The sequence below is a fragment of the Pseudaminobacter sp. Soil_N_29 genome, from assembly GCF_057656055.1.
In genome coordinates, this window is sequence record NZ_JBDGLC010000004.1 from 1 (window position 1) to 15,492 (window position 15,492).

Sequence of the window (15,492 nt, forward strand, 5' to 3'; positions counted from 1 at the left end):
GCCCTCTTTCTCGCCTCCCCAGCAGCGAGTTTCATGACTGGCGCCGCCGTTCTTGCCGATGGTGGCGTGTCCATCAACCGAACGTGAATCCAAACGATAGAGTAAGGCCGCACCGAGGCGGCCTTACTTACCGCAGCCACCTTTTGAATGGCAACAATGCGCCCCAATGCCAGCCATTTCGGTGGTCTCGATCGTCTACCAAAAGCAGTCGTTGCTAGCGCCCGGTCGTCGGGAGGTTGAGGGCGACATCCGCGTTCGGGTGCTTGGCGCAGACCTGTGCCATGCTTCGCGGCCGGACCTTTTGCACTGGAGACACCGCGTAGTAATCGAGAACGATCGGAATAACCAAGGAAGCGAACGCGGGCACATGCTGACACTGCGCCAGATCGAGGTCATTCGGGCCATCATGGTGACCGGCAGCATCGCAGGGGCTGCCCGGTTGCTCAATGTCGCGGCGCCGGGAATCAGCCGCTTGATGAAGTACTCGGAAGACTCCCCCGGAGTCCGGCTCTGCGACCGCCGTTCAGGGCGCTACGTACCGACACCATAGGCTCGCAACATCTTCGACCTGCTCGACACGGTGCACCGCAAGATCGATGATCTGCATTCGGCCGTTGCCGATCTGGGGCGGGGCAAGAGCCAGGAGCTCTGCATCGCTTCGGTGCCCAGCATCGCCAATGTCATGGTTCCCCGCGCAATTGCCGGATTGCGCCGCCGCTATCCGGACCTTGCTCTCGACATCAACATCCTCAAAATCGAGGAGGCGATAGACTACCTCCTGCTCGGGCGCGGCGAGATGGTGGCGATCTCTTCGCGCTTTGAACATCCTCTGATCGAGTTCGAGTTGCTGGCGAGCGGCAGGTTGCTTTGCATCGTTCCTGAGGCGAGCCCCCTGGCTTCGCGCAAGAAGATCACGCCGCAGGAGATGTCGGAGCATCCCTTGATCGGCATCAATCCGAAGGACCCGTATGGCGCCATCATGGCGGCCATGTTCACCAATGCCGATATCGAATACCGGATGAACATCAAGGCGCGCTTCGGCACCACGGTTTGTAGCTTGGTGGCTGCCGACCTTGGCATCGCCATCATCGATGAGTTCACGGTGCCGCACGCGGCCGTGCCCGGCCTGAAAAGCATCGAGATCGATGCTGAGAGCATCTTTCACACCTACGCCGCCTATCGCAATGATCTGCCTCTATCGGTCTACGCCGAGCAATTTCTGGCGACCCTCAGAATGGAGATGATGAGTGTGAGTTCTATCGGAGGTCACACCAAACCGATCCATCGACGATCCCGACGCCCGTAACATCATGTTATGCATGTCACAGATATTGGTAGGAGATATTTGGTTGGAGCTTTGCTATCGTTCAACCAGGTGAAACGTTGAAACCTGACTGGGGGAACATGCGCGCACAGCCACGCAATAGCGGCATCGGACGGGCCCGATTTCGGGGCTGGATGGTCGCCCGGATGCCAGCCGCGCGCAAGGCAGCCGCCGTCGGAACATCCGGCACATGACTGGCTTCATTCCGTCTGGCGGTACCCGAGTGTTTCCGGTGGTCGGAGACCCCGTCGCCCAGGTCCGGTCGCCCGAAGTCATCACGCCTATCCTGGCAGATCGAGGCCAAAATGCCCTGGTCGTGCCGATGCACATCGCTCCCATGGACCTTGCGCAAATCCTGGCGGCCTTGCACCGGGTGCATAATGTGGAAGGCGCACTGATAACCATACCCCACAAACGTGCCGCGCTTTCGCTTTGCATGTCCGTGGCCGACCGCGCCCGTTTCGTGCAGTCCGTAAATGTCGTGCGCCGGACCGATGACGGTTGGCACGGCGATAATACCGACGGCCAGGGCTACCTGAATGGCATCGAGCGGAGGGCTTTATTGTCAGGGGCAAGCGGGCGTTGCTCGTTGGCTGCGGCGGTGCAGGCGCGGCGGAGGTCGACGGGCGCTGGCTGCGCCGCAAGTTCAGGTTCGCCGATTTTCGGGAATCGCAGGGCTTCATCGACAAGGTCGGCCGACTGGCTGAGGAACAAGGCCACCATCCCGACATCTGTTTCGGCTGGGGTTACGCCGCCGTCTCGCTGCAGACCCACAAGATCAAGGGGCTGCACGAGAACGATTTCATCATGGCAGGCAAGATCAGCGAGCTGGCTGGCCTGTGACCAGCCGTAGCGGTCCTGGATCTGGGCATGGCCGACCTCATTCAGCCGAAACTCGTAAACGAGCCGTTCTCCGATCCTGTCCTGTTTCTCGATTTCCGCTTCCGGCGCCGCGCGCTTTTGTTCGACCTGGGATATCTGACGCCGCTTTCCGGCCGCGAGACCGTGCGCGTGAGCCATGTTTTCGTCTCCCACATGCACATGGACCATTTCGTGGGCTTCGATCGATTGCTTCGGTCGCAGCTTTACCAGCCGACAAGTCTCTCCTTGATCGGCCCGCCGGGGCTCGGAGATGCGGTCGAAGCCAAGCTCAAGGCCTATACCTGGAACCTGCTCGGCCCGCATTCGGCCGACCTAGTGATCTCCGTCGCCGACTGGGCGCCGACCGGGTTCGCGCGATGCAGTCTTTTCAGGGCTCGAGCGGGCTTTGCGCGCGAGGAGGGCGAGCCGCCGCGGGTGCCATCTGGCGTGCTTCTCGAGGATGACGAGTTTCGTGTCGAAGGGGCGATGTTGGATCACGGAATTCCCAGCCTTGCCTTTGCATTGCAGGAGAAAGTCAGGGTCGATGCGCGCAAATCGCGGCTGGACCAGCTCGGCCTGCCCATCGGGGCCTGGCTGACGGAGGCCAAGCGGTCAGTGCGGCGCGGCGATGCACCGGACACCAAAATTGCGGCCGGCCGTCGAGACATATCGTTGGCCGAGCTGTTGGCCACCCAAGCACTAACGATCGGTCCCGGACAGCGGGTCGCCTATGCGACCGACCTGCTTTACAGCCCGGAGAATGTGGCGCGCGTCGTCGCGCTGGCACAGGGTGCCAGGCTGTTGTTCATCGAGGCTGGCTACCTCGACGAGGATCGGGCGCTGGCCGCCTCAAAATGCCATTTGACCGCCGCGCAAGCGGGACGTATCGCCCGCGCGGCAGGCGTGGCCCGTGCCTTGCCGATGCATTTTTCCTCGCGTTACCTGAAGCGCGAGGGTGAGCTCAGGCGCGAATTCGAAACAAACTTCGATGGCGGCCGGAAGGTCGGGCGTCCAAAAATGACGCGCACCGGCTCCAACGCTTGAGTTCGCGCATCCTGCGTTCCGAAAGTCGTTTGCGATCTCGGGCCAACCGCCCGCGCCACCGCGCGAGTTGCCGAAGCGCCGCCGAGATCCTGCGGTCTTCCGGGAGAGGAGGCCCGCCGGATCGCTGGGGCATCAGTTATCTGCGTCGGCGCGGGCGTGCCGAATGGGCTGACGATCCGAGGTCGATCGCCACACCTCCGCCAAAAGACGCGGCGCTCCCGGCGGTTAATCGAGACGGCCATAAGGCGATACAAGGCGTTGATCGGCGCCGACATTGCGCGGTCATCAGGCGGGGCACGCAGCCTTTCGGACGCATTCCGGCTCTGGCGCGGCCGGCCGGACCGGTCAGTAGCCCATCGCGGCGCCCGCTACCGCACGGCTGTCGATGGCGCCGTAGTAATGCGCGCCAGTGCCGGATTCGATCTCCTTCAGGTCCCTGCCGCCGACGAGGATGCCGGCGGCTTCGCCCCAGATCGTCCAGTCTGGATCGATGCCGACATTGTAGCCCATGCGGGCAAGCAGGCGCAGCGTGTCGGGCGAAAGCGCATGGGGTTCCATATAGACCCTGTCCGGCAGCCACTGATGATGGATGCGCGGCGCGTCGATCGCCTCCTGCAGGTCCATGCCATGGTCGATCACGTTCATTATGGCTTGCAGCGTGATGGTGATGATGCGCGAGCCACCAGGGCTGCCGATCACCATAAACGGCTTGCCGTCCTTGGACACGATGGTCGGACTCATCGACGACAGCGGCGACTTGCGGGGCGCAATCGCGTTGGCCTCGCCCTGCACCAGGCCGTAGAGATTCGGCACGCCAGGCTTGACGGTGAAGTCGTCCATCTCGTTGTTGAGCAGGATGCCGGTGCCCTCGGCCACCTTGCCCGTGCCGAATGAGCCGTTCAGTGTGTAGGTGACGGCGACGGCATTGCCGTCCTTGTCGATGATCGAATAGTGCGTCGTCTCCGTGGACTCAGGCCCGCCATCGATCTTCAGGGCCGCGCTGACGCCGGCCCGGTACGGGTCGATGCGGGAGCGGATTTCCTCGGCATAGGCCTTGCTGGTCAGCTTGGTGACCGGATTGTCGACAAAATCGGGATCGCCGAGGGCGGTGTTGCGATCGACATAGGCTTGGCGCATGGCCTCGACCATCAGCCGCGTGGTCTCGGCCGAACCGTAGCCGAGATAGGCGATCGGATAGCCCTCGAGCACATTGAGGATCTCGCAGATGATCAGCCCACCGGAGGACGGCGGCGGCGAGGATACGATGTCGTAGCCCCGATAGGTGCATTCGACCGGCTTCAACTCGCGCACCTTGTATTGCTCGAAATCCTCCTTCGCCAGGATGCCGCCATTGGTCATGCTGGCCTTGACGATCAGGTCGGCGATCTCACCCTTGTAGAAGGCGTCCGTGCCCTTGTCGGAAATCTCCGTCAGCGATTTCGCCAGATCGGTCTGCACCAGCGTGGCGCCCATCTCGAGAGGCTTGCCGTCCTTCAGGAAAATCTTTGATGCCGCCGGGTCCTTCGCCAGCATGTCGTTGCCTTCGGCAAAGGAGGCGATGTCGCCCTGTTCCAGCACAAAGCCGTCCTTGGCCAGTCTGATCGCGGGCGCCAGCAATTCCTCGCGCTTCTTCGAGCCGTATTTCTCGCGAGCGGTCTCGAAACCGGCGACGGAGCCCGGAACGCCGACGGCCAGATAACCGTCCGTGCTGGCACCGGGGATCGGATTGCCGGCCTTGTCGAGATACATGGTCTTGGTGGCGGCGAGCGGCGCGCGCTCCCGGAAATCCAGGAAGGTGGTCGTTCCGTCTTTGAGGCGGATGGTCATGAAGCCGCCGCCGCCGAGATTGCCGGCGGTCGGATAGACGACAGCCAGCGCGAAGCCCACCGCAACGGCGGCATCGACGGCGTTGCCACCGCTCTTTAGCACGTCGACGCCGACCTGCGACGCCAGACGCTGGGCTGTCACCACCATGCCGTTTTGGCCCTCCACCGGCGCGGGCGATGCCCCGAATGCCGGCGCAAGTTGCGCTGCGCCGAGCCAGAACGCGACGGCGAAGGAAAGCTGCTTCAGTCTGAATTTCTGCATGACGACCCCCGGTGTTTCGTTCGATACCACGCTGGAAAGACAGGAATCTGTCCAGCCCAGTGTGGGAACCACGGAGCCGAGATCTGCAACTGCTCCGCACCTACCCACTTGCGCTGGATCCCTCGAAACGAGACCAGTATCAAATGTCGTTTGCTCGACCTCAACTGGATGGAATTCGCGAAATACTTGAAGCATGCTAGTCGTTCGATCGACAAATTGTAAGGGGTATCTTGGAGGTGCCGGCGAGATAGCGGCCGGATACGTGTCCGGTCAACCTTTCCAGCCAGCCTTGCATTGGGCGATCTGGCTTGAAACCGCTGTGCGTATGCGCCTGCGCCCTGTGAGCGGTCCGCTCCCGGTATCTTTGAAGCACTATCAACCCGAACGCCGCGTGAGCCCCCGCAATGGCTCTTCGTGCGAAGTGTGTCTATCCCAGAGGGGGCCTCAAGCTGCGGGGCGGCAACGCGCCCGAAGTCAGCCATAGAGACCGTTCAGTGTCATCTCCCGTGACGTGATGCGCTGAGGCTCATGGCGGTATCTTTATCCGCCGCAAAAGTCGACGGTGAAGGCGGCGCCGCTGTCGTGCCCGGTTCCACCCCGAGGAAGAAGCTGGAGTGAAATTACGCCAGTCAACCGAGCCCAATAGCTCCACATGCAGCCGGTGAACGAAAGCACTTACTAACAGTCAGACGTAAGATGATATTTTTTCGGACACCACCATTGTCGCAGGTATTGCTGCGCTGACTTCATCTGGAATGATGTCGTCGCCAAAGCGGCGGCGCATATGGCGGGCCAAGCCTACAATAACGTTTTCCTTCGCCTCGCGGGTACGATAAAGGCGTGCGCATATATAGTAGCTCCAGAGCACCGCTGCGCGGGCATATTTTCGCGGGATAAGTGCAAGGTGAATGCGAACAGGCAAGGACGGCACAGTCTCGTTTGGACTAGCATATAGAAGCCTGTACGGACCTTTGCTTATCGGGCTTTTGGTCAGCGATTCAAGTTCGCGGTCCTTCGCCTCGAAATTGCCCGAAGCCAACAGAACCTGGCAAATGCATGAAGTAATGTAGCGCTCGAATATAGACCCGGGCTTGCACAAGGGCCGCGCGCGGTGAAGCAATTCAAGCGCGCCATCGAAATCTCCCGCGAAGCCGCGCAAACGCCCAAGTATTGAGAGAGCGTCGGCCAGCGCCGTCGATCTGGCAAACGCCTCCTCCGCGATTTCCAAGGCCAGCACTTGGTGGGCCGGCCCCATGAAACTGAGAACATGTGCCGCAGAAAGCGCATTCTGGGGATCATCCAGCAGGTCGGGCAGAACCTCAAGGATGAGGCCCTCCATATCAGCTTGATCGCGTTCGCGGGGATCCTCGTTGGCCAGAAAGCGCCAACCATCGATGATGTAACCAGTATAGATGTTGACCGCCAGCATCAGTCGCGTGGCGGGGGTTGCATTCCCATTACGAATTAACTGGCGCAACCGCACATCATTCTTGCGCCAGATAGAAGAAGACGGGAACGCTTCTCCCTTCAGTTTGGCTATTTCGCTGGGCAATCCGGCTGGGCTGTCGTCGGCAAACAACTCGCCAGCCTCGACCATTCTAACGGCCAAGGGTGCCGCATCGGGGGCGTCTGGGCCCGGTCGGTCGATCTGGAATTGCCAAAGTGCAGAAAGGTGACTTTCGGCCAAGGAGTTGACGTCGATGTCGTGGCAGCTATCGCGCCGCACATGGATGACCTTTGTGTTCTCCCTGCTTTGGAGAGAAGAAACACAATCCCTCCTGCCGCCAGATACGATGAAAGTCAGATTTAACCGAAAAGTGAAACCAGCTTCGGTTTCATCGGGTCTGACGGACACGATGCGCCCGATGGGCAGTTGCTCCCTGAGGGCCTTCGCTACCTCTTCGGCAAAGTCGATGGCATGGCTGTCAGCGCTCTCCTGCCCGATTGTGACAATGGGGCCCACAACGACGAAGCATTCCGCCAGCGGACCTGTCTGCACGGAATGGGGGCCAACCCAAACGTATCCTTCGCCATACCGAGTGCCGATGAATTTCGGGTTCTTGGCCGAGTCCCGAATCTTGCTTCTAAGTCGATTTATGAAGAAATCGACGTTGCGGTCTGAAGAGTCGGATCCGACCTGTGAAACAGCGTCTAGCAGTTGTTCACGACTTCGCAGCATTCCGGCATGGGCAATCAGATCCGCGAGCAACAGTCGTTCTGCTCGCGTGAACTTAATCATTTTGCCGTCGTCGCCATGAGCATATGAATAGTCTGGCGCGAACGTCAAGTTTTGGTGATTAACACCCACAATTTGCTGACACCGAGCCGGATTTGCCTAGTATATGTATACAGCAAATAAAATGTGGAATCGAGAAAAAATCAATTACATCTCAAACGTCACAATCATCGATCTTGATAGAATTTTGCGACGGAACCCGACCGGCTGCGTCGTCCACAATGACATGATAGGCGAAATCGTCGAGCGGAGGTGCCTCGCCATGGTCCAGCCATCGCACTCTGCGCCCGACACGCCTGATACCGAGTTCACCGAGTGCTGCTTCCGTCATGGAGTTTAGAAGTGCGCGGCTCGCGCGCCTGTCGCGCCATTTCGTCCACCAGCAGATCAGCGTGGACGCCCATGCCGTCAGCCGACCGGATGGAACGCGCACATTGCTTGCAACGTCTGCTTTTTGATCCAATCCACTCGAGAACTTCGTCATCGAACCTGCTCCCGCTTTGCTTGAGCGTGAAGAGTTTCGTACGCCTGTCGGTGCCCGAAACTCTTACGAAAGCTGCCGGTCGCCCTTCGGAACATATTTGCTCAAGCGGACATGCCGCAGACGACCCTTTGCAGTCATGGGCACTAGGCGCCGTAAGTGAGCCCTTTACGAACATTCCCAACGCCAAGCTCGTTGTCGTCCTTCAGCCCTTCGCGATCAGGTTACCGGTTACTTTCCGGCAAGGCGCGCCGCCACCGGCCTGACCCAACCATCTGGCGACAGCAGCATCCAGTCGGCCGCAGCCCATAACAGGCAACAGGTCATGAAACTCAGTGACAACAGCAGTTCCTGCATGTTTTCCAGCAGCACAAGCTCCCGCCAGAGCGCAGCCGCACCCACAAGGACCGCCGGCACTCGGCTTACCAGGACCAGATCCTTGCAGATACCGGCAACGCGCAATTGGACAAAGGAACCTTGCCTCGTTGCTGTGCCACCCAAGGCACTGCCGAATTTCCCCGTTGCGTGCAGTAAACCGGCCGAAGCGGCAAGCCACGGATTGCCCATGATGACCAATCCGATCCCGAGAAGGATTGCGCCGATGCCAGAAAGCACATCGCCCTGTTGATTGAGCCTGGGATCGGGTGGTGCACCGTTTGACCAGGCCCTGGTGTAGGCGAGGCCGCCCCAGAAAAACACGAACGTGGCGCCGGTTAGCGCAGCAGCCGCCGGACTGCCTACAACATGGGCAATGCCGCGGCCCCACATAGTGGCCCCGTCATCGCGGGAAACATCCGCCGCGAGTGCGACGCCAAGCCCGACGATGAAGCCCAGTGAATTACCCAAATTGTAGAGCATGCCGGGATCCCGCATGCGGCTCTCGATCCGCTGACGAGCGCTACTATGAGTCACTGGAGCACCGCATGGTCTCATGCAGTAAAATGGCGAAATATAGCAACTACTCCTCCCCATATTTGATTATAAAAGCATCACACAATGGTCCGCTTCTCGAAGATTGCATTCGCTATACATCGGGTCCTGGTGATTTATTGCTGCTCTGATTTCCGATAAATCCGAAGAATACCTGGTCTTTGTTGCACTCAGGACGAGGGTAGGGATTTGCACGCGACGCACTTTCCCGAACTGAGGCGATGGCCGAGCAGGGCACCTCATCGAGCCGTTTGTTGCGTGACGTTGCTGGCATATTGCGCGCCTGTGGCGCCGCCGATCTGCCTGCCGCTGATCTCCAGAACAAGCTTGCGCCGAAGCGCCATTGCAAATTCTTCCGGCTTGCTCGGCGCGATCACAAAGGCTCCCACCCCCGTGATGACGTTGTTTTCCAGATATCCCGGCAGGTCATCGGTTATTCCGGGTTCGTCTCGCGAAACCGCAATGCCGTTGACGATGTAGCCGGCCTCGAATGCTCGCGCCCGGCTGTCGATGATCGGTAGCCCGTCATTGTTGGTGCCATTCGTGGAAACGTCGATGACCTTGCGCCCCGCGTGGCCGGGGTATCTGCCGAGCAGCAGTCTGCCGGCGTCGATGGCGAATGAAAGCGAGGTTCTGCCGCCCCCCCTTCGCTCGATGCCGTCGCTTCCACGTTGAAGGATGAGGCCCGCCGCATCGCTGGCATCTTCGGCGCCGCATAGTCTCGTCCAGGGAAGGATGACGGCCAGCTTCCCAACGCTCGACCATTCGACATAGGAGATCGCGACGCATCCGATCGGACCGCTTGCAATGGCTTTGGCGACCTCGGCGGATCGTAGCGCCTCGGCATGACCGTTGAGCTGCAGCTGAGCCGTACCGGGGCCGATAGAGGAGGACTTGTCGACGGCGAAGACAACCGCCGTGTCCACCGCGTCGCCCTCGATGGCAAATGCCGCGTCGGGCGAGAACGCTACCGAGTGCAAGGCCACGATTGCGACAGCAAGTGAGCCGCAGAAGGCGCCCCTTTTTCGAGCCGAAAATTTCCGCCCGGCTAAAAATATGCTCAGGGCGGCCGAGCGTGAGCGTACTCCGATGGCGAGGGCCGAGCTTGCCATATGCATGCGAGTGTCTCCGGTTCGGGAAATTGGCTTTGGCTTCAGGGATGGATCGCGTCCGGTCATCGCTCGTCGAAATCGAGCGGTGGCCGGCCCTTTTGACGCTGGTCGCAGCTGAAAGGCGCCCGCATCAGCATCAACAGCCTGATGGCATCGTGAAGCACTTCGGAGATCTCTCTCAGCCAAAAGCGTATCATTTGCGTTCCCTCGTACATGCTGTCTTGCCAATGTTGACATGACTGTACCTTCCGGCAGGAGACTTAAGCCTCGCTCCGCCGAACGCGCGTTGGATATGCTCTTCCAGCGTCTGTGATGGTTATCGGGAGATTGTTGTGAAAATATTTGATCTTGATAAAATCCAGCCCTGCCAGGGAGGAATGAGCCAATTGAGACAGAAGTTGTTCGGCGCGATACGAGCACCGTGATCCGCGCCATCACGGTGATTGGCTTGTCAATGAGCAAGTTTTTCGCTCCACTTTCAGATCACTCAGGCGGAGTGTAAGCTGTACTGTATCAAAACCGATATGTTATGGTTCAAAGCTGGGGTCGGGGCGATCCGCCTTCTTCAACGGGCTGAGCACCCGTTTCCATCCCATCCGCAGCGATGCGCAGTGGCCAGAGACCGATCCCACCGCTCGCCTTCTTCCAAGGCCGCGGCCGCCTCCTCGATCCGCGTGATTGTCCCAGTTCAGCGCTTGCAGCCGAGCAATGGCTATAAGGATGTTGTCGCATCTCGGGGAGGGCTTTCGCTTGAATCGGACACGGCGTTGCCGCTCGCGCGGCCGTCATCGCCCTCTCGCCTTCAGGTGGGCGCCCCCGGCGCTTATTTGAAGGCTCGTCGCTCATTCCTCCGGCCCTTCTGCGCAGTCGATCCCGCCTCTGATTTCGGCCTCGGCGCGCACTCACGCAATCTCAGGTCGTGTCTTTAGCGGCGGATCAAAGGGAACGAGGCAAAGGCGATCTGCCCGGCAAGGCCGAGAAGGTGCGCAGGCTCCGAATAGAGCGCCAGATGTTGAGTGACGCTACGCCCCGAGAGCACCACCGACAGCGCCGCTTCAGCCAGCATCAGCATCAGGAAGGCTACCGCAGCCATGCCCGCGGCCTCAGACAGCGACGCATTGCGATCGCGAAGCAGCCAGCCGCAAATGATCCATGCGGCGGTCAGAATCATCGGCGACTCGGTCACCACCGCGGCAAACTCTCCCAGCCAGGGAGCACGGCCAGCACCCGTTTGACGATGGTTGGAACCAAACGGTTGGATTAAGATCAGGTGGGCTGAGAGATGGCAATCCACCGACAGCAACATGGGAGAGCTGGCATGTATCCGCATATTCTAATAGCGACGGACGGATCGGAGCTTGCATACAAGGGCCTCGAGCAGGGCCTGGCACTTGCCAGTGCGCTGGGCAGCAGGGTCACGATCATACACGTGACGGAGCCATATCCCGCCATGGCGCTGCCGGGTTTCGGCTGGCCGAGCACGCCTGACGAAATCGAATCCTACATGCAGCGCAGTGAGAAGTATGGGGCTTACATTCTCTCCTCTGCCAAGGCCAAGGCAGAGCAGATGGGCGTGGTCGCGGAAACCGTTTACGTCGATCAGGCGAGACCGGCCGAAGCCATCATCGAGACAGCAGAAGACTTGCTTTGTGATGCCATAGTCATGGCGTCGAACGGCCGCCGCGGCCTTAGCAAGCTGCTGCTCGGGAGCCAGACTCTTGAGGTGCTGACGAAGACCAAGATTCCCGTCCTGGTGGTGAGGTGACAAACTCATTTCACACCACCGACGATTGTCGCCGCGGGGGAGGGGCCTGCGTCTGCGCTGGCGCAACATTCGATGCCGACCGGCTAACGGTCCACTGACCCGATCAGGCGGCGACGGTGCCGAACAGCCAGCCGATGCCGGCAGTCGCTGCCATGGCCGCTGCTCCCCAGAACAGCACACGTCCAGCGCCCACCACGGGGCTCGCACCTCCGGTCTTCGCGCCAACCGCACCAAGTGCGGCGAGGAACACCAGGGATGCGGCAGCGACCGCCGGGATCAGCACGCCGAAAGGAACGGCCAGGGCAACGATCATCGGCAGCGCTGCGCCTGCGGCAAAGGTCAGGGCGGAGGTAACTGCTGCCTGAACCGGCTTGGCGGCAACGACTTCTGAAATGCCCAATTCGTCCCGTGAATGTGCGCCCAGCGCGTCTTTCGCCATCAGCTGCTTGGCGACCTGGCGGGCGAGATCCTGATCGAGACCGCGAGCGACATAGATTTGCGTCAGCTCCTGGAGCTCGCTTTCGGGATCCTCTCGCAACTCCCGCCGCTCCCGCGCAAGGTCGGCCTGTTCGGTGTCCGCTTGGGAGCTGACCGAGACAAACTCGCCTGCCGCCATCGACATCGCACCGGCAACAAGGCTGGCAAGTCCAGCAACCAGAACCTCCGGTTTGCCGGTCGAAGCGGCCGCGACGCCGACGATCAGGCTTGCCGTCGAACGATCCCATCGTTCGCGCCGAGAACCGCCGCCCGCAGCCACCCGATCCGCTCGACGAGATGCCGTTCCGGATGCGACAAAGATCTTATCAACTGACCCTCCACAAAGCACGACGTTCGACCATTCGAAACCTCGGTGCGAGACACCGTATCTGCTATTTACCAGTATTTGGAAACGTCCCACATGCGAGTGCATCCAGAAGGTGCCTGAACGCGCGACCGGCCTGTCGCTCGGCGGTAGCAACAGAGCCGTTCATTGTCATGCCGGATGATAGATCGGCGCTTGTGCTTTGCTGCGCAATGCAACCACGGCCTCGTACTGGCTGAGGTACACGCTTCCCGTCAGCTGCTGCATGAAGTCTGATCTCTTCAAGCGATCCATGACCGGACCTTTGATCTCGGAAAGATGGAAGGTTATGCCTGCATCATCGAGGCGATGATTGATTTCCTCGAGGCTTTCCAGCGCGCTGGCGTCAATGGCGTTTACGGCCGGACACATCAGGATGACGTGCCGTACTTTCGGATGGTCGGCGACGAGCGCGGCGATGCGATCTTCGAGATAGCGGCTGTTGGCGAAATAGAGGCTCTCGTCGACGCGGATCGAAAGGATCGAGGGGTCGGTGATGACCTTGTGCCGTTCGATGTTGCGGAAATGCTCCGTCCCGGGCACCAGGCCGACGACAGCCATGTGGGGTCTGCTGGTGCGGTAAAGATGCAGCCCCAGCGAGAGCAGGACGCCTGAGAGGACGCCGGGCTCCACCCCCAGGAGCAGGGTAACCAGGATCGTTGCCGCCATCGCCGCGAAATCTGCCTTCGAATAGCCGAAGACGTTGCGGATTGCCTTGAAATCCACCAGCGACAGCACGGCGACAATGATCGTTGCCGCCAGCGTGGCCTGCGGGAGGCTGGCAAGCAGCGGCGTCAGGTACAAGGTGGCGAGCGCGATGCCGACAGCGGTAAAAATGCCGGCAGCGGGCGTCTCGGCCCCGGCGTCGAAATTGACGACCGACCGGGCAAAGCCCCCGGTAACCGGAAAGCCGGAGGAGATTCCTGATGCGATGTTGGCGGCCCCAAGCCCGATCAGCTCCTGGTCAGGCACGATGCGCTGACGCCGTTTGGAGGCAAGCGTCTGGGCCACCGAGACGGACTCGACAAAACCGATTGCGCTGATGAGGAGGGCCGGTCCGGCAAGGGCTGCGACAAGATCCAGCGAAAACGTCGGAACGGCTGGAACAGGAAGGCCCTGCGGGATGGTGCCGACCAGCATGACGCCACGACTTCCAAGATCGAAGGCGCCGGCAATCAGGATCGTGATTGCAACCGTCAGTATCGGAGCGGCTTTGGTGAGAATGTCCGATAACCGGCTGTTGAGGCCGGAGCCGGTCAGAAGCCCCTTCAGTCGAGAGCGCGCAAAATAGAGAAAGGCGATGGCGCCCATGCCGATAGCGAGCGTGATCGGATTGGCATTGCCAGCGTTGGACAGGAGTCCCCCCAGGATATCCGGCAGCGTGTCTCCTTTGACCGGAACGCCCAGGATATGCTTGAGCTGGCTTGCGGCGATCAACAGCCCCGAAGCGGTGATGAAACCCGAAATTACGGGATGGCTGAGGAAGTTGGCCAGAAATCCCAGTCGGAATATGCCCATAAGCACAAGCATGGCGCCCGACAGCAGGGCGAGCACGATTGCCGCCGTCAGATAGTCGGCGGTGCCTTGCGCTGCGATCTGCCCGATCGCGGAAGCCGTCATCAGGGAGACCACCGCGACCGGACCAACCGCGAGTGCGCGGCTGGTGCCGAAGATCGCATAGGCCACCAGAGGAAGGATCGAGGCATACAGCCCAACCTCCGGGGGCAGGTCCGCGAGCATCGCATAGGCCAATGACTGGGGGATCAGCATGATGGTGACGATCATTGCCGCCACAAGGTCGCTGGTCAGGACCGAGCGATCATAGGCTTTGCCCCAAGCCAGGATGGGGAGGATTTTCTCGATTCTGACCATGACAATGCTGTCCCCCGACCGGGCCAGCCCCTCAGAGGATGTTGACGGGAACCTTCAGGTAGGTCTTGCCGCTCTCGTCGGCAGGCGGGAGCCGGCCGGCGCGCATGTTGACCTGGAGCGAGGGGATGATGAGCTTGGGCATGGCGAGGGTCGCGTCACGCGCTTCGCGCATCTTCACGAACTCGTCCTCGCTGATGCCTTTGCCGACATGAATGTTGTGGTCGCGCTCTTCGGCGACCGTGGTTTCCCACTGGATGTCGCGCCCGTTCGGCCCGTAGTCGTGGCACATGAAGAGGCGCGTCTGGCCAGGCAATGACAGGACACGCTGGATCGAGCGATAGAGGGTGCGGGCATCCCCACCCGGGAAATCGGCGCGGGCCGAGCCGCCGTCGGGCATGAAAAGCGTGTCGCCGACAAAGGCCGCATCACCGACAATGTGGGTCATGCAGGCCGGGGTGTGGCCCGGCGTGTGCAGCACATGGGCGGTCATCGTGCCGATCTGGTAGCTGTCGCCATCCTTGAAGAGCCGGTCGAACTGCGACCCGTCGCGCTGGAACTCGGTGCCTTCGTTGAAGATCTTGCCGAAGGTATTCTGGACGACCGTGATATTCTCGCCGATGCCGAGTTTGCCGCCGAGCTTTCCCTGGATGTAGGGCGCTGCGGACAGATGATCCGCATGGACATGGGTTTCAATCAGCCATTCGAGCTTCCAGCCCCTCTCCTGGATATAGGCGATGATCTTGTCGGCGCCGTCATAGGTGATGCGGCCGGCTGCGTAGTCTATGTCCATCACGGAATCGATCACAGCGCATGCGTTCGATGGGTCCTTGACGATGTAGCTGATCGTGTTGGTCGGTTCGTCGAAGAAAGGAACGACTTCGGGCTTGACGGTGAGGTCGGGCGTGAAGGGAAGCGGTTCGTGCATTGGAGATGCTCCT

11 protein-coding genes and 4 pseudogenes are annotated in these 15,492 nt (G+C 60.5%); 6 read left to right on the forward strand and 9 right to left on the reverse strand.

Annotated features, from left to right (window positions below; all coding sequences use genetic code 11):
* The 5 genes and pseudogenes from AC3A4H_RS10760 to AC3A4H_RS10780 form a co-directional block, all read left to right on the forward strand.
* Nucleotides 1-87: pseudogene (locus AC3A4H_RS10760) on the forward strand (SDR family oxidoreductase); the annotation flags it as partial.
* Nucleotides 88-367: 280 nt separating this feature from the next.
* A pseudogene (locus AC3A4H_RS10765) lies at nt 368-1,306 on the forward strand (LysR family transcriptional regulator).
* Nucleotides 1,307-1,514: 208 nt separating this feature from the next.
* Nucleotides 1,515-1,796: pseudogene (locus AC3A4H_RS10770) on the forward strand (shikimate dehydrogenase); the annotation flags it as partial.
* Between the two features lie 110 nt (nt 1,797-1,906).
* Complete coding sequence (locus AC3A4H_RS10775; protein ID WP_487766698.1) at nt 1,907-2,167, forward strand: 4a-hydroxytetrahydrobiopterin dehydratase; 261 nt, start codon at nt 1,907-1,909, stop codon at nt 2,165-2,167.
* Nucleotides 2,168-2,194: 27 nt separating this feature from the next.
* Nucleotides 2,195-3,229 carry a ribonuclease Z gene (locus AC3A4H_RS10780; RefSeq protein WP_487766699.1) on the forward strand — a complete coding sequence of 345 codons (1,035 nt, stop codon included), beginning with the start codon at nt 2,195-2,197 and terminating at the stop codon, nt 3,227-3,229.
* A gap of 345 nt (nt 3,230-3,574) precedes the next feature.
* Here AC3A4H_RS10780 and ggt read toward each other — a convergent pair whose 3' ends face one another.
* From ggt to AC3A4H_RS10810, 6 genes are all read right to left on the reverse strand, one after another.
* Entirely contained in the window at nt 3,575-5,317 is a 1,743-nt protein-coding gene (gene ggt / locus AC3A4H_RS10785; RefSeq protein WP_487766700.1) for a gamma-glutamyltransferase, read from the reverse strand.
* A gap of 685 nt (nt 5,318-6,002) precedes the next feature.
* Nucleotides 6,003-7,556, reverse strand: a complete 1,554-nt coding sequence (locus AC3A4H_RS10790; RefSeq protein WP_487766701.1) for a winged helix-turn-helix domain-containing protein — start codon at nt 7,554-7,556, stop codon at nt 6,003-6,005.
* A 151-nt stretch (nt 7,557-7,707) separates the two neighbouring features.
* Nucleotides 7,708-8,037, reverse strand: coding sequence for a hypothetical protein (locus AC3A4H_RS10795; RefSeq protein ID WP_487766702.1), 330 nt, complete (start codon nt 8,035-8,037; stop codon nt 7,708-7,710).
* A gap of 228 nt (nt 8,038-8,265) precedes the next feature.
* Nucleotides 8,266-8,892 carry a hypothetical protein gene (locus tag AC3A4H_RS10800; protein ID WP_487766703.1) on the reverse strand — a complete coding sequence of 209 codons (627 nt, stop codon included), beginning with the start codon at nt 8,890-8,892 and terminating at the stop codon, nt 8,266-8,268.
* Between the two features lie 311 nt (nt 8,893-9,203).
* Entirely contained in the window at nt 9,204-10,538 is a 1,335-nt protein-coding gene (locus AC3A4H_RS10805; protein WP_487766704.1) for a DUF1194 domain-containing protein, read from the reverse strand.
* A gap of 463 nt (nt 10,539-11,001) precedes the next feature.
* Nucleotides 11,002-11,382 (reverse strand): hypothetical protein, encoded by a 381-nt coding sequence (locus tag AC3A4H_RS10810; RefSeq protein ID WP_487766705.1) that lies wholly within the window; start codon nt 11,380-11,382, stop codon nt 11,002-11,004.
* Between the two features lie 12 nt (nt 11,383-11,394).
* Between AC3A4H_RS10810 and AC3A4H_RS10815 the strand changes: the two genes are divergently transcribed.
* Nucleotides 11,395-11,841: a universal stress protein gene (locus tag AC3A4H_RS10815; protein WP_487766706.1), complete on the forward strand. Its 447-nt coding sequence runs from the start codon at nt 11,395-11,397 to the stop codon at nt 11,839-11,841.
* A 103-nt stretch (nt 11,842-11,944) separates the two neighbouring features.
* Here the strand turns inward: AC3A4H_RS10815 and AC3A4H_RS10820 are convergent.
* From AC3A4H_RS10820 to AC3A4H_RS10830, 3 genes and pseudogenes are all read right to left on the reverse strand, one after another.
* Nucleotides 11,945-12,648, reverse strand: a pseudogene (locus AC3A4H_RS10820) (VIT1/CCC1 transporter family protein).
* Nucleotides 12,649-12,814: 166 nt separating this feature from the next.
* Nucleotides 12,815-14,554, reverse strand: coding sequence for a SulP family inorganic anion transporter (locus AC3A4H_RS10825; protein ID WP_487766707.1), 1,740 nt, complete (start codon nt 14,552-14,554; stop codon nt 12,815-12,817).
* Nucleotides 14,555-14,585: 31 nt separating this feature from the next.
* Nucleotides 14,586-15,479, reverse strand: a complete 894-nt coding sequence (locus tag AC3A4H_RS10830; protein WP_487766708.1) for an MBL fold metallo-hydrolase — start codon at nt 15,477-15,479, stop codon at nt 14,586-14,588.
* Nucleotides 15,480-15,492 lie beyond the last annotated feature (13 nt).